16 protein-coding genes are annotated in these 18,782 nt (G+C 59.3%); 4 read left to right on the top strand and 12 right to left on the bottom strand.

Going from position 1 to position 18,782, the window contains the following annotated elements; translation table 11 throughout:
* Positions 1–13: 13 nt before the first annotated feature.
* From greA to grpE, 7 genes are all read right to left on the bottom strand, one after another.
* Positions 14–490: a transcription elongation factor GreA gene (greA, locus tag J5M72_RS08495; RefSeq protein WP_085729545.1), complete on the bottom strand. Its 477-nt coding sequence runs from the start codon at positions 488–490 to the stop codon at positions 14–16.
* Positions 487–3,708, bottom strand: coding sequence for a carbamoyl-phosphate synthase large subunit (gene carB, locus J5M72_RS08490; RefSeq protein ID WP_085711853.1), 3,222 nt, complete (start codon positions 3,706–3,708; stop codon positions 487–489). Before carB ends, greA begins: the two co-directional genes overlap by 4 nt.
* Before the next feature lie 126 nt (positions 3,709–3,834).
* The gene (gene carA, locus J5M72_RS08485) at positions 3,835–4,971 is read right to left on the bottom strand and encodes a glutamine-hydrolyzing carbamoyl-phosphate synthase small subunit (protein WP_064593337.1); all 1,137 of its coding nucleotides are present in this window, start codon (positions 4,969–4,971) and stop codon (positions 3,835–3,837) included.
* 256 nt (positions 4,972–5,227) lie between these two features.
* Positions 5,228–6,034, bottom strand: a complete 807-nt coding sequence (dapB, locus tag J5M72_RS08480) for a 4-hydroxy-tetrahydrodipicolinate reductase (RefSeq protein WP_169428801.1) — start codon at positions 6,032–6,034, stop codon at positions 5,228–5,230.
* Between the two features lie 9 nt (positions 6,035–6,043).
* The gene (gene dnaJ / locus J5M72_RS08475) at positions 6,044–7,168 is read right to left on the bottom strand and encodes a molecular chaperone DnaJ (protein WP_169428800.1); all 1,125 of its coding nucleotides are present in this window, start codon (positions 7,166–7,168) and stop codon (positions 6,044–6,046) included.
* A gap of 296 nt (positions 7,169–7,464) precedes the next feature.
* On the bottom strand, positions 7,465–9,381 hold the full coding sequence (gene dnaK, locus J5M72_RS08470; protein WP_169428799.1) for a molecular chaperone DnaK: 1,917 nt from the start codon (positions 9,379–9,381) through the stop codon (positions 7,465–7,467).
* Positions 9,382–9,483: 102 nt separating this feature from the next.
* Positions 9,484–10,053, bottom strand: coding sequence for a nucleotide exchange factor GrpE (gene grpE, locus J5M72_RS08465; protein ID WP_207865166.1), 570 nt, complete (start codon positions 10,051–10,053; stop codon positions 9,484–9,486).
* A gap of 240 nt (positions 10,054–10,293) precedes the next feature.
* Between grpE and recN the strand changes: the two genes are divergently transcribed.
* A complete protein-coding gene (gene recN, locus J5M72_RS08460; RefSeq protein WP_207865164.1) occupies positions 10,294–11,967 on the top strand; it encodes a DNA repair protein RecN in 1,674 nt (557 codons plus the stop codon).
* Between the two features lie 75 nt (positions 11,968–12,042).
* On the opposite strand, the gene fur is transcribed toward recN, so the two are convergent.
* On the bottom strand, positions 12,043–12,447 hold the full coding sequence (gene fur / locus J5M72_RS08455; protein WP_039769149.1) for a ferric iron uptake transcriptional regulator: 405 nt from the start codon (positions 12,445–12,447) through the stop codon (positions 12,043–12,045).
* 97 nt (positions 12,448–12,544) lie between these two features.
* Here fur and J5M72_RS08450 point away from each other — a divergent pair, with 97 nt between their 5' ends.
* Positions 12,545–13,072, top strand: coding sequence for an outer membrane protein assembly factor BamE (locus J5M72_RS08450; protein WP_169428796.1), 528 nt, complete (start codon positions 12,545–12,547; stop codon positions 13,070–13,072).
* A gap of 61 nt (positions 13,073–13,133) precedes the next feature.
* Here the strand turns inward: J5M72_RS08450 and J5M72_RS08445 are convergent, their stop codons facing one another.
* The 3 genes from J5M72_RS08445 to J5M72_RS08435 are packed head-to-tail and all read right to left on the bottom strand — an operon-like array spanning position 13,134 to position 15,286.
* Positions 13,134–13,448, bottom strand: coding sequence for an RnfH family protein (locus J5M72_RS08445; protein WP_207865162.1), 315 nt, complete (start codon positions 13,446–13,448; stop codon positions 13,134–13,136).
* Positions 13,441–13,875 carry a type II toxin-antitoxin system RatA family toxin gene (locus J5M72_RS08440; protein ID WP_003221509.1) on the bottom strand — a complete coding sequence of 145 codons (435 nt, stop codon included), beginning with the start codon at positions 13,873–13,875 and terminating at the stop codon, positions 13,441–13,443. The genes J5M72_RS08445 and J5M72_RS08440 overlap by 8 nt, the downstream gene beginning before the upstream one ends.
* A 7-nt stretch (positions 13,876–13,882) precedes the next feature.
* Complete coding sequence (locus J5M72_RS08435) at positions 13,883–15,286, bottom strand: sodium-dependent transporter (RefSeq protein ID WP_039769144.1); 1,404 nt, start codon at positions 15,284–15,286, stop codon at positions 13,883–13,885.
* 119 nt (positions 15,287–15,405) lie between these two features.
* Here J5M72_RS08435 and smpB point away from each other — a divergent pair, with 119 nt between their 5' ends.
* A complete protein-coding gene (gene smpB / locus J5M72_RS08430; RefSeq protein ID WP_007953781.1) occupies positions 15,406–15,888 on the top strand; it encodes an SsrA-binding protein SmpB in 483 nt (160 codons plus the stop codon).
* Between the two features lie 50 nt (positions 15,889–15,938).
* Here the strand turns inward: smpB and J5M72_RS08425 are convergent, their stop codons facing one another.
* Entirely contained in the window at positions 15,939–16,706 is a 768-nt protein-coding gene (locus tag J5M72_RS08425; protein ID WP_169428794.1) for an FCD domain-containing protein, read from the bottom strand.
* Between the two features lie 261 nt (positions 16,707–16,967).
* On the opposite strand from J5M72_RS08425, the gene J5M72_RS08420 reads away from it, so the two are divergent.
* Positions 16,968–18,662 carry a lactate permease LctP family transporter gene (locus J5M72_RS08420; RefSeq protein ID WP_169428793.1) on the top strand — a complete coding sequence of 565 codons (1,695 nt, stop codon included), beginning with the start codon at positions 16,968–16,970 and terminating at the stop codon, positions 18,660–18,662.
* The last annotated feature ends 120 nt before the right edge of the window (positions 18,663–18,782 follow it).

Below are 18,782 nucleotides of genomic sequence, written 5' to 3'. Positions count from 1 at the left end.
CGGGCGCCCTGTTTCAGATGTGACGGACTTCGACAATCTCATACTCGATATCGCCGCCGGGCGTTTTCACGACGACCGTGTCGCCCTCTTCCTTGGCAATCAAGGCGCGGGCGATCGGCGAGCCGACCGAAATCTTGCCGAGCTTAATGTCCGCCTCGTCTTCACCAACGATCTGGTAAGTCACGCTTTCATCAGTCTCGACGTTGGCGATCTCGACGGTAGTGCCGAAAATCACTTTGCCGGTGTGCGCAATGGTCGTCACGTCGATGATCACCGCGTTCTGCATACGACCTTCGATGTCACGGATCCGCGCCTCGACCATGCCCTGCTGTTCGCGGGCGGCATGGTATTCGGCGTTTTCCTTCAAGTCACCCAACTCGCGGGCCGTACCGATGTCCTGGCTGAGCTTCGGACGAACGACCTTGGTCAGATGAGCGTGTTCTTCTTCCAGGGCTTTCGCGCCCTGGACGGTCATTGGGTATTTATTCATGCCTTCAATCCTGCGTGTAGATCCTGCAAGCGGCGCACGGTCTTCTCGGGACCGAACTTCAGCGCTTCGCAGATGGCTTCGCCAGCAGCAATGGTGGTGGTGCAGTAGATCTTGTGCTGCAAGGCGTTACGACGAATGGAGTAAGAGTCGGCGATCGACTGGCGACCTTCGGTGGTGTTGATGATCAGCGTGACTTCGTCATTCTTGATCATGTCGACCACGTGCGGACGCCCCTCGGTCACCTTGTTCACACGACGCACTTTCAGGCCAGCCGCTTCGATGAGCTTGGCAGTCCCGGCAGTGGCGACCACTTCGAAGCCCAAGTTGATCAGATCGCGGGCCACACCTGCAACCAGTGGCTTGTCGTCGTCACGCACACTGATGAACGCAGTACCACCGGTCGGCAACACTTCGCTGGCACCCATCTGGGCCTTGGCGAAGGCTTCGCCGAAGGTGTCGCCGACACCCATCACTTCACCGGTGGACTTCATCTCCGGGCCGAGGATCGGGTCAACGCCAGGGAATTTGGCGAACGGGAACACCGCCTCTTTCACGCTGTAGAAGTTCGGAATGATTTCCTTGGTGAAGCCGATTTCCTTCAGAGTCTTGCCGGCCATCACGCGGGCAGCAATCATCGCCAGGGAAACACCGATGCACTTCGACACGAACGGTACGGTACGGGAAGCACGCGGGTTGACTTCGATGACGTAGATGTCTTCGCCTTGCAGCGCCAACTGAACGTTCATCAAACCGACCACGCCCAGTTCCAGGGCCATTTTCTTGACCTGCTCGCGCATCTCGTCCTGGATGTGCGCCGGCAGCGAGTACGGCGGCAACGAGCACGCGGAGTCACCGGAGTGAACGCCCGCTTGCTCGATGTGCTGCATGATCGCGCCGATCACTACGTCTTTGCCGTCGCAGACCGCATCCACGTCCATCTCGATGGCGCAGTTGAGGAAGTGGTCGAGCAGCACCGGGCTGTCGTTCGACACTTGCACCGCGTCACGCAGGTAGCGCTTGAGCTCTTCTTCCTTGTAGACGATTTCCATCGCCCGGCCGCCCAGTACGTAGGACGGACGCACCACCAGCGGGTAACCGATCTTCGCGGCAGCGCGAACAGCTTCGTCTTCGCTGCGCACGGTAGCGTTTGGCGGCTGACGCAGGTTCAGGCGCTCAACCATCTGCTGGAAGCGCTCACGATCTTCGGCACGGTCGATGGCGTCAGGGCTGGTGCCGATGATCGGCACGCCGGCTGCTTCCAGGGCGCGAGCCAGCTTCAGAGGCGTCTGGCCGCCGTACTGGACGATCACGCCTTTCGGCTTCTCGACGCGGCAGATTTCCAGCACGTCTTCCAGAGTCACCGGCTCGAAGTACAGACGGTCGGAAGTGTCGTAGTCAGTGGAAACGGTTTCCGGGTTGCAGTTGACCATGATGGTTTCGTAGCCGTCTTCACGCAGGGCAAGAGCGGCGTGTACGCAGCAGTAGTCGAACTCGATGCCCTGACCGATACGGTTTGGACCACCACCCAGAATCATGATCTTGTCGCGACCGGACGGCGCCGCTTCGCACTCTTCCTCGTAAGTCGAGTACAGGTAAGCGGTGTCGGTGGCGAACTCGGCGGCGCAGGTATCGACGCGCTTGTAGACCGGGAACACTTCCAGTTTTTGACGGTGAGTGCGCAGGTTCTTCTCGGTGACGCCCAGCAGCTTGGCCAGACGCTGATCGGAGAAACCTTTACGCTTGAGCTTGAACATCAGGTCGCGGTCGATAGCGGACAGACCGAGGGTCTTGACCTTTTCTTCATCCTTGATGAGATCTTCGATCTGCACCAGGAACCACGGGTCGATCATGTTCATGCCGAAGATTTCTTCGACGGTCATGCCGGCGCGGAAAGCGTCCGCCACGTACCAGATACGCTCGGCACCCGGCACGGTCAGCTCGCGCTTGAGCACGCTCATGCTTTCCGGATTGCTCAGGTCGACTTTCTCGTCCAGACCGCAAACACCCACTTCCAGACCACGCAGGGCTTTCTGCAGAGATTCCTGGAAAGTACGGCCGATGGCCATGACTTCACCGACCGACTTCATCTGAGTGGTCAGGCGCGCGTCAGCGTTGGCGAACTTCTCGAAAGCGAAGCGCGGCAGCTTGGTCACAACGTAGTCGATGGAAGGTTCGAAGGACGCCGGGGTCTTGCCGCCGGTGATGTCGTTCGACAGCTCGTCAAGGGTGTAGCCGACCGCCAGTTTGGCCGCGACCTTGGCAATCGGGAAACCGGTGGCTTTCGAAGCCAGGGCCGACGAACGCGATACACGCGGGTTCATTTCGATCACGACCATACGGCCGGTGTCCGGGCAGATACCGAACTGGACGTTTGAACCGCCAGTCTCGACGCCGATCTCGCGCAGTACCGCCAGCGAGGCGTTACGCAGGATCTGATATTCCTTGTCGGTCAGGGTCTGGGCCGGAGCGACAGTGATCGAGTCGCCGGTGTGCACGCCCATCGGGTCGAAGTTTTCGATCGAGCAGACGATGATGCAGTTGTCCTTTTTGTCGCGGACAACTTCCATTTCATATTCTTTCCAGCCGATCAGGGATTCGTCGATCAGCAGTTCCTTGGTTGGCGACAGGTCCAGACCACGGGCGCAGATTTCTTCGAATTCTTCACGGTTGTAAGCGATACCGCCACCGGTGCCGCCCATGGTGAAGGACGGACGAATGATGCACGGGAAGCCCAGGCGCTCGAGCACCGCGTTGGCTTCTTCCATGCTGTGGGCGATACCGGAACGCGGGCATTCCAGGCCGATGGCTTTCATCGCCTTGTCGAAACGCGAACGGTCTTCAGCCTTGTCGATGGTGTCGGCGTTGGCGCCGATCATCTCTACGCCGAATTTCTCCAGAACGCCTTCGCGCTCCAGGTCCAGGGCGCAGTTCAGAGCGGTCTGGCCGCCCATGGTAGGCAGCACCGCATCCGGACGCTCTTTTTCGATGATCTTGGCAACGGTCTGCCACTTGATCGGCTCGATGTAGGTGGCGTCGGCCATGTCCGGGTCGGTCATGATGGTGGCCGGGTTGGAGTTCACCAGGATGACGCGGTAACCCTCTTCGCGCAGGGCTTTACAGGCCTGGGCGCCGGAGTAGTCGAATTCGCAGGCCTGGCCGATAACGATCGGGCCAGCGCCGAGAATCAGGATGCTTTTAATGTCTGTACGTTTTGGCATGGGTTTGTCACTCAAATCCGCAGGTCAGTCGGCAAGCCGTCTTGATCGATTTCTGAAGTCCCGAGGGGGCCGCCGGTTCCGGGGCCGCCCTCGAGGGGCTTCTCGCTACAGTCTCAAGGCGAGCGCTTAGCGTCGCTTGGCCATCTCGTTGATGAAGCGGTCAAACAGAGGGGCCACATCGTTCGGGCCCGGGCTCGCCTCAGGGTGACCCTGGAAGCTGAACGCGCTCTTGTCGGTGCGCTCGATACCTTGCAGGGTGCCGTCGAACAGCGATTTGTGAATCGCGCGGACGTTGGCTGGCAGGGTCGCTTCGTCAACCGCAAAACCGTGGTTCTGGCTGGTGATCATCACAACACCCGTGTCCAGATCCTGAACCGGGTGGTTGGCACCGTGGTGGCCGTGGCCCATTTTCAGGGTCTTGGCGCCGGAGGCCAGAGCCAGCAGTTGGTGGCCGAGGCAGATGCCAAACACCGGAATTTCTGTTTCCAGTACTTCCTTGATGGCCTTGATCGCGTAGTCGCAAGGCTCCGGGTCACCAGGACCGTTGGACAGGAACACACCGTCCGGCTTCAGTGCCAGCACGTCGGCAGCCGGGGTTTGCGCCGGCACCACGGTCACGCGGCAGCCGCGCTCGACCAGCATGCGCAGGATGTTGACCTTGACGCCGTAATCGTAGGCAACCACGTGGTATGGCAGCTCGGAGGCTTCGATGGTCGCGTGGCTGTCGGTTTTCAGATCCCAGACAGTGGAGCGCCATTCGTATTGGGTCTTGGTGCTGACAACTTTCGCCAGGTCCATGCCCTTCAGGCCCGGGAAGCCTTGCGCCGCGGCGATGGCCGCTTCTTCGGAGATGTTGTCGCCGGCCATGATGCAGCCGTTCTGCGCGCCTTTTTCACGCAGGATGCGGGTCAGGCGGCGGGTGTCGATACCGGCGATTGCCACAACGTTGTTGGCTTTCAGGTAATCGGACAGGGACATCGTGTTACGCCAGTTGCTCGCTACCAGCGGCAGGTCGCGGATGACCAGACCAGCGGACCAGACGCGATCGGACTCGGCGTCTTCCGGCGTGGTGCCGGTGTTGCCGATGTGCGGGTAAGTCAGAGTAACGATCTGTTGGGCGTAGGAAGGATCGGTAAGGATTTCCTGATAGCCGGTCATTGCGGTGTTGAACACCACCTCACCAACGGTCTGACCGTCGGCTCCAATGGCTTCGCCGCGAAAAATGCTGCCATCAGCAAGGGCGAGTATGGCTGGCTTAGTCAAGAAGACCTCCCGTAAATAACGCATGAAAGGGCAATCGCAGGTTGTAAAAAAGCGGAGTGACGTATGGACACGTCACCCCGCTTCTTCACTGAATTATTCTGCGCGCTTTTAGTGGACACACTAAAGCTGTAGCTTACAGAAAAAGGGATTTTTGGTCTACCGCCAATGAGGCCGAAAGGCCGGAGAATGCGACAGGGCGTCGCTCGGCGGAGCAAAACCGGCACAAACAGGGCGTTTGCGCCGGCTTCAGAACATCTCAATGCAGGTCGAGCACGTCCTGCATGTCGTACAAACCAGGCTCGCGACCGTCCAGCCACAACGCCGCACGCACCGCACCTTTGGCGAACGTCATGCGACTCGAAGCCTTGTGCGTGATCTCCAGTCGCTCGCCTTCGCAGGCGAACAGAACCGTGTGATCGCCCACCACATCACCACCGCGAACAGTGGCGAAACCGATGGTTTCACGCTCACGCACACCGGTGTGGCCTTCACGACCATAGACCGCGACTTTCTGCAGATCACGATCCAGTGCATTGGCAATCACTTCACCCATGCGCAGGGCCGTACCCGACGGTGCATCGATCTTGTGCCGGTGATGGGCTTCGATGATTTCGATGTCCGCATCTTCCGCCAACACCCGCGCGGCCATGTCGAGCAGCTTCAGCGACAGGTTGACGCCGACACTGAAATTGGCGGCGAACACGATCGGAATATCCTTGCCCGCCTCGGCCAGCAACTGCTTCTGCGCAGCGTCCAGCCCGGTCGTGCCGATCACCATCGCCTTGCCGGCCTTGCGACAGAAAGCCAGGTTTTTCAGCATGACTTCCGGCAGGGTGAAGTCGATCAATACATCGAACTCTTGCGCCACCGACTCCAGATTCCCGGACAGCGGCACGCCGATTCGACCCAGCGAAGCCAGCTCACCGGCATCCACCCCGATCAGCGTACTGCCAGGGCGAACGATGGCAGCCGTCAAACCGGTCAGCGGCGCGCGCTGCTGCACGGCCTCGACCAGAATCTTGCCCATGCGCCCGGCAGCGCCCATCACAGCTATACGTCGCATGCCGACTCCTTACAAATCGCCGAAGAAGCGTTTTACACCGTCAAACCAACCGGTGGTTTTCGGCGAGTGACTGTTGTCGTCGGCCAGGGAGCTGCGGAACTCTTCGAGCAACTCACGTTGACGACGGTTCAGATTGACCGGCGTTTCGACGGCCACACGGCACATCAGATCGCCCGCACCACCGCCACGCACTGGCGCAACGCCCTTGCCGCGTACGCGGAACTGCTTGCCGGTCTGAGTCCCTTCCGGAATCTTCAGTTTGACGCGACCGTCAAGGGTCGGAATTTCCAGCTCGCCACCCAGGGCTGCGTCGACGAAGCTGATCGGCACTTCGCAGAACAGGTGCTTGCCGTCACGCTGGAAGATGTCGTGCTCGCGAACGTTGATCACCACGTACAGGTCGCCGGTCGGGCCACCCTGAGTGCCCGCCTCGCCTTCGCCGGACAGGCGAATGCGGTCACCGGTATCAACACCGGCCGGCACTTTGACGGAAAGGGTTTTGTACTCTTCGACGCGACCGTCGCCGTGGCAGGAGTCGCACGGATCGGAAATGATCTTGCCCTGGCCATGGCAGCGCGGGCAGGTCTGCTGTACAGAGAAGAAGCCCTGCTGCATGCGCACCTGGCCGATGCCGCCGCAAGTCGGGCACGTCGACGGGGACGAACCTTTCTTGGCACCCGAACCGTCGCATGGTTTGCAATTGACCAGTGTCGGAACGCGGATATTCACGGTCGTACCGCGTACCGCTTCCTCCAGGTTCAGCTCCAGGGTGTAGCGCAAATCGCTACCGCGCTGAGCGCCGCCACGGGAACCACCGCGACCGCCACCAAAGAAGTCACTGAAGACATCACCGAAAATATCGGAGAAGTTCTGACCGCCGAAACCGGCACCGCCGCCACCCATACTTGGGTCCACGCCGGCATGGCCGTACTGATCGTAGGCCGCGCGCTTGCTGGAATCGGACAATACTTCGTAGGCCTCGTTGGCCTCTTTGAACATTTCTTCCGATGCTTTGTCATCGGGATTACGGTCCGGGTGATGCTTCATCGCCAGACGGCGATAGGCCTTCTTCAGGTCTGCGTCGCTTGCGCCACGCTCAACACCCAACACTTCGTAATAGTCACGCTTTGCCATAAGTCTTTGCACTCTTAAGGACGTTCGGCAAACCCCTCCTGAGCTTCGCCAAACTCGTTGAGCCCCAATGCAGGCCCGGACCCAACTCACGTCAATTCAACGATCCTGGTCTTTGATTCATGCGGTATTTGCGGCGCGAAAAGCAGGAGCATTCCCGGCCATACCGCTAACACACGAAGCTTGTCGCATGCTGTAAAAATTCGCGTATTCCAGATACGCCAACGCGGGAGCAAGCTCCCGCGCGGCGACATCCTACCAGTCACCGCCGCAAGGCAGTCAACCGGGCGACCAACAACTTACTTGTGGTCTTTGACTTCTTCGAACTCGGCATCGACAACATCGTCAGCCTTTTCAGCTTTCTCGTCGTGCGGTGCCGCGCCTTCAGCAGGCTGAGCCTGTTCGGCGTACATCTTCTGGGCAACCGGCGCAGAGACTTTCGACAGTTCTTCAACCTTGGCGTCGATGGCAGCCTTGTCGTCGCCTTTGACGGCGGCTTCCAGGGCAACCACGGCCGCTTCGATTGCAGTCTTCTCTTCTGCAGTCACTTTGTCGCCAGCGTCAGCGATCATCTTGCGAGTCGAGTGAACCAGTGCATCACCCTGGTTACGGGCAGCGGCCAGCTCTTCGAACTTGCGGTCTTCCTCGGCGTTCAGCTCGGCGTCGCGCACCATCTTCTGGATTTCTTCATCCGACAGACCAGAGTTGGCCTTGATGGTGATCTTCTGCTCTTTGCCAGTCGCCTTGTCCTTCGCACCTACGTGCAGGATGCCGTTGGCGTCGATGTCGAAGGTCACTTCGATCTGCGGCACACCACGTGGAGCAGGTGGAATGTCGGCCAGGTCGAACTTGCCCAGGGACTTGTTCTGTGCGGCTTGCTTGCGTTCGCCTTGCAGGACGTGAATGGTCACGGCGCCCTGGTTGTCGTCGGCCGTCGAGAACACTTGCGATTTCTTGGTAGGAATCGTGGTGTTTTTCTCGATCAGCGCGGTCATCACGCCACCCATGGTTTCGATACCCAGGGTCAGCGGGCTGACGTCGAGCAGCAGAACGTCTTTCACGTCACCGGCCAGAACGGCGCCCTGGATCGCAGCACCCATGGCAACAGCTTCGTCCGGGTTCACGTCTTTACGGGCTTCTTTACCGAAGAAGTCGGAAACAGCCTTCTGCACCATTGGCATGCGGGTCTGACCGCCGACCAGGATCACGTCGTCGATCTTGCTGGCGTCGATGCCGGCGTCTTTCAGAGCAATGCGGCATGGCTCGATGGTACGAGTCACCAGATCTTCGACCAGCGATTCGAGCTTGGCACGGGAGATCTTCACATTCAGATGCTTCGGACCGGTCGCGTCTGCAGTAATGTACGGCAGGTTGACGTCGGTCGACTGAGAGGAAGACAGCTCGATCTTGGCTTTCTCAGCGGCTTCTTTCAGACGCTGCAGGGCCAGTGGATCGTTCTTCAGGTCCATGCCGGACTCTTTCTTGAACTCGTCGACGAGGTAGTCGATCAGGCGCATGTCAAAGTCTTCGCCACCCAGGAAGGTGTCACCGTTGGTGGCCAGTACTTCGAACTGGTGCTCGCCGTCGACTTCAGCGATTTCGATCACGGAAACGTCGAAGGTACCACCACCCAGGTCGTAAACGATCACGGTGTGATCGCCCTTGGCCTTGTCCATACCGTAAGCCAGAGCAGCAGCGGTCGGTTCGTTGATGATACGTTTTACGTCCAGACCGGCGATGCGGCCAGCATCTTTAGTTGCCTGACGCTGACTGTCGTTGAAGTAGGCCGGAACGGTGATCACCGCTTCGGTCACAGCTTCGCCGAGGTAGTCTTCGGCGGTCTTCTTCATCTTTTTCAGAACTTCGGCGCTGATTTGCGGCGGAGCCATCTGCTTGCCGGAGGCCTCGACCCAGGCGTCACCATTGTTGGCCTTGACGATCTTGTAAGGCACCAGCTTGATGTCTTTCTGTACAACGTCTTCTTCGAAGCGGCGACCGATCAGACGCTTCACTGCGAAAAGGGTGTTGTGCGGGTTGGTCACAGCCTGACGCTTGGCCGACTGACCGACCAGGATTTCGCCATCGTTGGCGTAAGCGATGATCGACGGCGTGGTGCGCGCGCCTTCAGCGTTTTCAATAACCTTGGCTTTACCGTTTTCCAGCACGGAGACGCAGGAGTTGGTAGTCCCCAGGTCGATACCGATAATTTTGCCCATGTTCACTCTCCCGAAACTTTGGATTTTTTTGCCGCAGCAGTGGTGGCTGACTGCGGTAATTCTTAAACGCTTGACTTGTAAATGGGGGTCTTGCGGCTAATTTCAAGCCTTCTCGTCAATCGAAGGCGAAACGGGCGCCGGCGCCTTGCTGACCACGACCATCGCCGGACGCAACAGGCGGCCATTGAGCTGGTAGCCCTTCTGGAACACCTTCAGAACGCTGTTCGGCTCCAGGTCAGCACTTTCCTGCATGGCCATTGCCTGATGCTCCACGGCGTTGAACGGTTCACCTTCCTGCGGGCAGACAGCTACAAGCTGATAGCGCGTGAGGGTGTCGTGAAACATTTTCAGGGTCAGCTCGATGCCTTCGCGCATCGGACGGATGCTTTCGTCATCAGGGCTCGACAGCTCGAGACCGCGCTCCAGGCTGTCGACGATCGGCAGCAGGTCGCCGGCGAATTTTTCCAGTGCAAACTTGTGAGCCTTTTCGACGTCCTGCTCGGCACGGCGGCGGACGTTCTGCAGATCGGCAGCTACGCGCAGCGATTGATCCTGCGCGGCGGCCAACTGCTCTTCGAGCACTTGTACACGGGTCGCCAGGTCATCACCCGAATTCTCGGGCGCCTGATTGGCTTCTGGATTTTGCGTATCTACTGTCTGTTCGTCAGCCATAGAATTCTCCTTTCAATATCGTCCGCGAGTTCGATTCGCGCTTCTGCCCCGGTATATGGGGCCGCAAAATCAGGCTTCAAGGGCTGCCGATGATTAACCCTACAAAAAAGTGCTGCATTGTCATTCCCGGGTGCGATAAGCATTTGATCGGATCAAGCCAATCGAGCTAAGCGAGGGCATTGTCAGGCCGAAACAAAACACTGTATAAATAACCAGACCTAAAGCCTGGGAGCGGCCTTTATGCTGGTGCACCTGTCCGTACACAACTACGCCATCGTTGAACATCTCGATCTCGAACTCGATCGCGGGATGAGCGTGATTACCGGGGAAACCGGTGCCGGCAAGTCGATCATGCTCGACGCGCTGGGCCTGACCCTTGGCGACCGCGCCGACAGCGGCGTGGTTCGCCCGGGTGCCGACAAGGCCGATATCCTGGCGACCTTCGACCTGGCCGACATTCCCGAAGCCAGCGCCTGGCTGGCCGAGCGCGACCTGGAAATCGACGGCCCGTGCATCCTGCGCCGGGTCATCACTTCCGAAGGTCGTTCACGCGGCTATATAAATGGCACACCCTGCCCGCTCGGCGACCTCAAGGCCCTCGGCGAGCTGCTGATCGATATCCACAGCCAGCACGAACACCAATCCCTGCTCAAGACCGACACCCACCGGCGTCTGCTCGACGAATACGCCGGGGCTACCGATCTGGCGCGGCAGGTTCACCTGGCCGCCCAGCGCTGGCGTCAGACTCGTCAGGAGCTGGAACGCCTTTCCAACTCCGGCGACGAACAGCGCGCGCGGCATCAACTGCTCAGCTACCAGCTCGAAGAACTGGAAAACCTCGGCCTCGGGGAAAACGAGCTGGAGGAACTGGAGCAGGAACACAAAAACCTGACCAACGCCGAAACCCTGCTCGGCATTTGCCGACAAGTGGTCGAACAATGCAGCGAAAGTGATTCCGGCAACGTGCTGAATGCCCTGACGGCCAGCCTCAATCGACTGTCGAGCGTGAACAACTCGGTCGGCGCGCTGGGTGAGGCGAGCAGCCTGCTGACCAGTGCGCAGATCCAGGTCGAAGAGGCCGTCGGCGAGCTCAATCGCTTTCTCGACAACTTCGACGCCGATCCGGCGCGCCTGCAGTATCTGGAAGAACGTCTGGATTCCATTTACACGCTGGCACGCAAACACCGTATTCAGCCAACAGAAGTTGCGGAGATGCAGCAGAAGCTGCTCGACGAAATCGAAGCCCTGGACGCCAACGATGAATCCATCGAGCGCCTCGCCGAAGAACTCGCATCCTATGCCCGCCACTATCAGGAAAAGGCCCGGGAACTGAGCGAGCTGCGTCATCAGGCGGCCGGCAGCCTGGCCAGCGCGGTGGAGCAGGAGATCCAGCGCCTGGGTATGCCCGGCGGCCGCTTCACCATCGAATTGCGCGACAACAACAGCAGCGAACTGCAACCCAATGGCCTGGAACAAGTCGAGCTGCTGGTCAGCGCCAACCCGGGCCAGCCTTTGAAGGCCCTGGCCAAAGTGGCGTCCGGCGGTGAGCTGTCACGGATCAGCCTGGCAATCCAGGTGATTACCGCCCAGACCTCTCGCGTACCGACGCTGGTGTTCGATGAAGTGGACGTGGGGATTGGCGGTCCGACGGCCGAAATCGTCGGCCAGTTGTTGCGCCGTCTCGGGGATCGCGGACAGGTACTGACAGTCACGCACCTGCCGCAAGTGGCGGCTCAGGGGCATCAGCATCTGTTCGTGCACAAGGTGCGAGGCGAGCAGGCGACTCACACCGCCGTTTCGAAACTGAGCAAGAATGACCGAATAGAAGAAGTCGCGCGGATGCTTGGCGGCATCGATCTGACCAAAGAGTCTTTGGCGCACGCGAAAAAGATGGTCGTTACCGCAAAGGCTTAAGTACACCAGAAAGCACGAAGGCGACCCTTGGGTCGCCTTCGTTCGTTTCGCGAATCAGAAATTCGCGCGACATGCTTATTTTTTGTTGCGTACGTACAGCACCAGATTGTGATCCACCATCTCGTAACCGTGCTTCTCGACGATCGCCTTCTGAAGCTTTTCGATTTCTTCGTCGAAGAATTCGATGACTTCGCCCGACTCCACGTTAACCATATGGTCGTGGTGGCCACCGTCGGCCAATTCGAATACCGCGTGGCCGCCGTCGAAGTTGTGACGGACCACGAGGCCAGCCGCTTCGAACTGGGTCAGAACACGGTAAACCGTGGCCAGACCGACGTCCTCGCCAGCTTCCATCAACGCCTTGTAGACGTCCTCGGCACTCATGTGACGCTGCTCTGTAGAGTCGAGCATTTGCAGGATCTTGACCCGTGGCAGGGTCACTTTGAGGCCGGCTTTGCGTAGTTCGCTATTTTCAACCATGGTCAGCTTTCTCGCGATGCTGCTTCGCAGCTTCTCTTAATGCGGGTATGATCGGCGTTTACGTTGTCCCAGCCAAGATAGTGGAAGTCGCCCACCGATGCAAAACACCAAGCTCTTGCTAACCAGTTTCACCTTTGTGGGACTGCTCGCACTCGCCGGTTGTTCATTCCCCGGGGTTTACAAAATCGACATCCAGCAGGGCAATGTCGTCACGCAGGACATGATAGACCAGTTACGCCCGGGAATGACCCGGCCGCAAGTACGGTTTATCATGGGCAACCCTCTGCTCGTCGACACGTTCCATGCCAATCGCTGGGATTATCTGTACAGCCTGCAACCTGGTGGCGGTGAACGTCAGCAGGAACGCATGAGTGTCATTTTCGACTCTAACGACCGCCTTGTCAGCCTGTCCGGTGACTTCATGCCGGGCGTGAGCCGTGACGAAGCCATTCTCGGCAAGGACAGTGACACCAGCGTGACCGCTCCTGCCGAAAACGCCGAGAAGCCAAAACCGGAAAAACCCGTCAAGCCAGGCTCCTTGCTGGATCAGATCCAGAAGGACGTCGATGGTGTGCAAACCGTTCCGGTTCCTACACCAGAACCGCTGGACACCTCGCCGCAATAATTTGCGACGCAATAAAAAACCCGGAAATTCCGGGTTTTTTATTGCCTGCAGATCGGCGCAATCATTGATTTCTGGCTTTAGCCTCGGCGGCTTTGGCAGCCCGCAATCGACGCACCTCTTTCGGATCAGCCAGTAGAGGGCGGTAGATTTCGAGGCGATCCCCCGCCTGGACAACCCGCACATCCGGGTCGGCAATCACCTTACCGAAAATCCCGATCGGACAACTCGCCAGATCCAGCTCGGGAAAATCGGCATCGATGCCGCTGGCCAACAGCGCAGCACGGACCGTCGAACCGTCTACCACACTGATCGTACGCAACACCTGACGATCAACCGCCGCGTACACCACTTCTATTTCGATCACCGGCTCAACCATGCATCTGCTTGGCGCGCTGGCAGAATGCATCCACCAGTGTGTTGGCCGCCTGATTGAACAGCGGCCCGAGCGTGGCGCGCACCAGCGGGCCGGCATAATCGAAGGACAGATCGAGGCTGATCTTGCAGGCCTTCTCGTTCAGCGCCTTGAACACCCAGACCCCGTGCAACTGATTGAACGGTCCTTCCTCAAGGTTCATCTCGATCGACTGCCCCGGCACCAGCGTATTGCGCGTCACGAAGTGCTGGCTGAGGCCGCCCTTGGCCACGCCGACACTGGCGCGCATATGTTCAGGCGAGCTTTCCAGAACCTCAGCAGACGAGCACCACGGCAAAAACTCCGGGTAACGCGCCACGTCATTGACCAGGTCGTAGAGAAATTGCGCCGGGTAAGGCAGCAGCGCCGATCGTTGAATATGTGTCGTCATGTAAGCGTCACTTCCAGAGCTGGGCGGCAAACACTACAAGAATGCCGATGGGCGCCACATAGCGCATCAAGAACAGAGACAGGGCGAACAGCGCCGGGCTGCGAATCGACAATTCGTCACGCACCGCTTCACGCCCCATCACCCAACCGGCAAACAGCACGAAGCACAGCCCGCCGAGCGGCAACATGATCCGCGAGGTGAAGAAGTCGATCACCCCAAAGAAGTCCAGGCCACCGGCTGCACCCCATTGGTAGAGATGGAACACTCCGCCATCGTTCACGAAAAATTTGGCTTCCTTCCAGATATTGAAAGAAAACACGGTACCCAGACCGACGAACCAGCAGGTGAACGCCAGCCAAAATGTCACCCAGGCACGGCTGATTTTAGTCCGCTCGACCAGATAGGCGACCATCGGCTCCAGCAGGGAAATCGCCGAGCTCCAGGCAGCAATGGCCACCAGAACGAAGAACACCACGCCCATCAACTGGCCAAACAGCACGTTACCGAAAGCAAATGGCAGGCTGACGAACATCAGCCCCGGGCCTTCGCTCGGGTTCAAACCACCGGCGAACACAATCGGAAACAATGCCAGCCCGGCCACCAGCGATACAAAGGTATCGAGCAGCGCCACACCCACGACGGTGCCGGACAGCGAGGCTTCCTTCGTCATGTAAGCGCCGTAGATCATGATCGAGCCCACGCCCACGCTCAGGGAGAAGAACGCGTGCCCCATGGCCGGCAGCAAGCCGTCGAGGACTTTTTCCGGGTGGAAGTCGAACATGAAATGCACGCCTTCCATGAAATGCCCGGTGGTCATGCTGTAACCCAGCAGGACGAGGACCATCACGAACAGCAGCGGCATCATGATCCGCAGGCTGCGTTCAAGCCCGGCAACCACGCCTTTGGCGATCACCACCGCCGACAACAGCATGAAAACCGTATGCCACAGCGTGATGCGCCATGGGTCGGCGATGACATTACCGAAGTACGCCCCGACCTGATCGGCCGTCGCGCCCTGGAAATCCCCGCGCCCCATATCAATGATGTAATCCAGCGACCAGCCGCCGACCACGCTGTAGAAAGACAGGATCAGCAACGCCGTGATCATCCCGGCGAACGCGCCCCACGACCATTTGCCCGAGTGCCCGGCTTCCCGCGCCAGCACCTTCAGGGCATTCGCCGGACTCTGACGGGCACGCCGGCCGATCAGGGTTTCAGCGAGCATTACCGGGATGCCGATCAGCGCGATACACGCCAGAAACATCAGCACGAAGGCGCCGCCACCGTAGACCCCGACCATGTAGGGGAATTTCCAGATGCTGCCCAATCCCACGGCCGAACCGGTCGCGGCGAATATGAAAACCCAGCGGCTAGCCCAACTGCCGTGGACAGAAACCTTGTCTGTCGACATCGTTTATCACGCCCAAGCGTTAGAAAAAGAGGCCGCATTGTCCGGGATTCACTCAACCTGCTCAAGCACGCAGCATCACCGTAGCCGACAGCCGTTTATCTCCATATAATGCCGCCCCTATGGCTAAACAGAAGAAACACCCAACAGGGACCATCGCGCAAAACAAAAAGGCGCGACACGATTACTTCATCGAGCACAAGTTCGAGGCTGGTCTGGTCCTGGCCGGCTGGGAAGTAAAAAGTCTGCGGGCAAGCAAGCTGCAACTGGTCGACAGTTACGTCCTGCTCAAGGATGGCGAAGCCTGGCTGCTCGGCAGTCACATCACGCCGTTGATGACGGCCAGCACTCACGTCATCGCCGACCCGGTCCGCACCCGCAAGCTCCTGCTCAACCGCCGCGAGCTGGACAAGCTGGCCGCCGCCGTGCAGCAGAAGGGTTATGCCTGCGTGTGCCTGTCCTGGTACTGGAGCAAGCACATGGTCAAGTGCGAAATCGCTCTGGGCAAAGGCAAGAAGGAATACGACAAGCGTGATACCGAGCGCGAACGCGACGCCGGTCGCGAGTTGCAGCGTGCGGTGCGCAACAAGGGCAAGGAAGACTGATTCCTCTGCCTGAATGACCGTTCCCGCACCCGGCGCGGGAACGATCATGCTTACATCCCTTTGCGCCGCTCGGCCCGAGCCACGCGCTGTACTTCCTGTCGCACTTCTTCCAGCACTTCCTGTACATACAGAATGTGTCGACTGGAAACCTCTCGCGCCTGCTCCGCACGCCCCTCGATAATCGCCAGATACAACTCCCGATGCTGCGTGATCAGCATGTCGCGGGTTTCCGTGCGCTGCTTGTACATGCCACCGATGTTGGTCACCACGTTGCGCTTGAGCAGATCGAACAGCCCGCGAATGGTGTGCAGCAGCACGGCGTTGTGACTGGCCTCGGCGATAGCCAGGTGAAATTTCGCGTCCGCCGCGCCCTCCTCGGCCCGACTCACTTCGTCATGGCGCGAGTAGCAATCCTGTAGTTCTTCGAACGCGGCGGTCAGCCGCTCACGATCCACATCAGTGGCGCGCAATGCCGCGTAATAGGCGCACGATGCCTCCAGCGTGTGGCGAAACTCCAGCAGATCGCGCTGAGCCTCGGGATTACTTTCCAGCAGTTGCAACAAGGGATCGCTGAAGGTCGAGCCCAGGCTTTCCACCACGTAATTGCCGCCGCCCTGCTTGCTGACCAACAACCCCTTGGCCGCCAGTTTCTGGATTGCCTCGCGCAACGAAGGCCGGGACACGCCGAACTGCTCCGCCAATGTGCGCTCGGCCGGCAGGCGCTCGCCAGACTTCAGCGTGCCCTCGAGGATCATCCCCTCGAGCCGCTCGACAATATCGTCAGACAAACGGCGCTGACGTATCTGATCAAACCCCATCACTCAATTCTCCACGATCCCGACCACTCGCCGGGCTCTCTATTCTGGCCTATCGGCGCCTTGCCGACACCTGCCAGATAAAACGCCCCGGACCGGATCAGATCGATTCTGCACCGGTCATTCGACAAAAGTTTCAGGGCGACAAATTGACACACCGACATCAAGGCTTTTACCCTAGCCAACAGCGATTGTAAATTGGTATTACCAATTAACCAAGAACGCTGACAGTGCCTGACCAACAACAATTAGGGGCCACCCCATATGCAAACCTGGCAACAGCTCTACAGCCCGCTCGGCAGTCTCGGCGTGTCCGCACTCGCGGCCGTCATCCCCATCGTTTTTTTCTTTCTCGCCTTGGCGGTGTTCCGCCTCAAAGGTCATGTCGCCGGCAGCATCACGCTGGCCCTGGCGATCCTTGTGGCAATCTTTGCGTTCCAGATGCCGGTCGACATGGCGTTCGCCGCCGCTGGCTATGGTTTCGCCTATGGTCTGTGGCCGATTGCCTGGATCATTGTCGCGGCGGTGTTCCTGTACAAACTGACGGTCAAGAGCGGTCAGTTCGAAGTCATCCGCAGTTCGGTGCTGTCGATCACCGATGACCAGCGTTTGCAGGTGCTGCTGATCGGCTTCTGCTTCGGTGCCTTCCTCGAAGGTGCAGCCGGTTTCGGCGCGCCAGTGGCGATTACCGCCGCGCTGCTCGTAGGACTGGGCTTCAACCCGCTGTATGCCGCAGGCTTGTGCCTGATTGCCAATACCGCGCCGGTCGCGTTCGGTGCCTTGGGGATTCCGATCATCGTCGCCGGGCAGGTCACCGGTATCGACGCGTTCAAGATCGGCGCCATGACCGGCCGCCAACTGCCGCTGCTGTCGCTGTTCGTGCCGTTCTGGCTGGTGTTCATGATGGACGGCCTGCGCGGGGTGCGTGAAACCTGGCCAGCCGCGCTGGTTGCCGGCCTGAGCTTCGCCGTGACCCAATACTTCACGTCGAACTTCATCGGACCGGAATTGCCGGACATCACCTCGGCCCTGGCCAGCCTGATCGCGCTGACCCTGTTCCTGAAAGTCTGGCAACCAAGACGCACCGCAGGTGCACAGATCGCTGGTGCGACCTCGAACGTGGCGATCACCGCCAGCGCCGGCGGTTTCGGCCAGAAACGCACCACCATCGAATCCCCCTACAGCCTTGGGGAAATCTTCAAGGCCTGGTCGCCGTTCCTGATCCTCACCGTGCTGGTCACCATCTGGACCCTCAAACCGTTCAAGGCCATGTTCGCCGCTGGCGGCTCGATGTACGCCTGGGTGTTCAACTTCGCGATCCCGCACCTGGATCAACTGGTGATCAAGACTGCACCGATCGTCGCGACGCCGACCGCCATTCCGGCCGTGTTCAAACTCGACCCGATCTCCGCCACCGGCACGGCGATTTTCTTCTCCGCGCTGATCTCGATGATCATCCTGAAGATCAATTTCAAAATTGGTCTGACCACTCTCAAAGAGACCTTCTACGAACTGCGCTGGCCCATTCTGTCGATCGGCATGGTGCTGGCGTTCGCCTTCGTGACCAACTATTCCGGCATGTCTTCGACCATGGCTTTGGTGCTGGCCGCGACCGGCGCGGCGTTCCCGTTCTTCTCGCCGTTCCTTGGCTGGCTGGGCGTGTTCCTCACCGGTTCCGATACCTCGTCCAACGCGCTGTTCAGTTCGCTGCAAGCGACCACCGCGCACCAGATCGGGGTCAACGACACCCTGCTGGTGGCGGCCAATACCAGCGGCGGCGTAACCGGCAAGATGATTTCGCCGCAGTCGATCGCCGTAGCCTGCGCAGCAACCGGGCTGGTGGGCAAGGAATCGGATCTGTTCCGCTTCACCCTCAAGCACAGCCTATTCTTTGCCACGATTGTCGGCCTGATCACCTTGGCCCAGGCCTACTGGTTCACCGGCATGCTGGTTCACTGATACCTACAAGAAGCATGGAAATAACCGACGCCGGTTCGTGATTCCGGCGTCAGCAATTCACAACCCGGTCTGTAAGGCTGCTGAAAGCAACGCGCCCTATATTCGGCAGCCTCGACAGAC

This window comes from Pseudomonas sp. 58(2021) (assembly GCF_017491585.1).
Classification (GTDB): Bacteria; Pseudomonadota; Gammaproteobacteria; order Pseudomonadales; family Pseudomonadaceae; genus Aquipseudomonas; species Aquipseudomonas fluorescens_BT.
Note: the sequence above shows the minus strand (reverse complement) of the source record. Positions and strands in the feature narration are given on the sequence as shown.

Coding starts and splice junctions, on each gene's coding strand:
- J5M72_RS08425 (WP_169428794.1), bottom strand. CDS start 16,706: ATGGGGTTTGATCAGATACGTCAGCGCCGTTTGTCTGACGATATTGTC.
- J5M72_RS08445 (WP_207865162.1), bottom strand. CDS start 13,448: ATGGTTGAGCCGGTGATCGAAATAGAAGTGGTGTACGCGGCGGTTGAT.
- J5M72_RS08440 (WP_003221509.1), bottom strand. CDS start 13,875: ATGACGACACATATTCAACGATCGGCGCTGCTGCCTTACCCGGCGCAA.
- J5M72_RS08435 (WP_039769144.1), bottom strand. CDS start 15,286: ATGTCGACAGACAAGGTTTCTGTCCACGGCAGTTGGGCTAGCCGCTGG.
- J5M72_RS08420 (WP_169428793.1), top strand. CDS start 16,968: ATGCAAACCTGGCAACAGCTCTACAGCCCGCTCGGCAGTCTCGGCGTG.
- grpE (WP_207865166.1), bottom strand. CDS start 10,053: ATGGCTGACGAACAGACAGTAGATACGCAAAATCCAGAAGCCAATCAG.
- smpB (WP_007953781.1), top strand. CDS start 15,406: ATGGCTAAACAGAAGAAACACCCAACAGGGACCATCGCGCAAAACAAA.
- dnaK (WP_169428799.1), bottom strand. CDS start 9,381: ATGGGCAAAATTATCGGTATCGACCTGGGGACTACCAACTCCTGCGTC.
- fur (WP_039769149.1), bottom strand. CDS start 12,447: ATGGTTGAAAATAGCGAACTACGCAAAGCCGGCCTCAAAGTGACCCTG.
- dapB (WP_169428801.1), bottom strand. CDS start 6,034: ATGCGACGTATAGCTGTGATGGGCGCTGCCGGGCGCATGGGCAAGATT.
- recN (WP_207865164.1), top strand. CDS start 10,294: ATGCTGGTGCACCTGTCCGTACACAACTACGCCATCGTTGAACATCTC.
- J5M72_RS08450 (WP_169428796.1), top strand. CDS start 12,545: ATGCAAAACACCAAGCTCTTGCTAACCAGTTTCACCTTTGTGGGACTG.
- carB (WP_085711853.1), bottom strand. CDS start 3,708: ATGCCAAAACGTACAGACATTAAAAGCATCCTGATTCTCGGCGCTGGC.
- dnaJ (WP_169428800.1), bottom strand. CDS start 7,168: ATGGCAAAGCGTGACTATTACGAAGTGTTGGGTGTTGAGCGTGGCGCA.
- greA (WP_085729545.1), bottom strand. CDS start 490: ATGAATAAATACCCAATGACCGTCCAGGGCGCGAAAGCCCTGGAAGAA.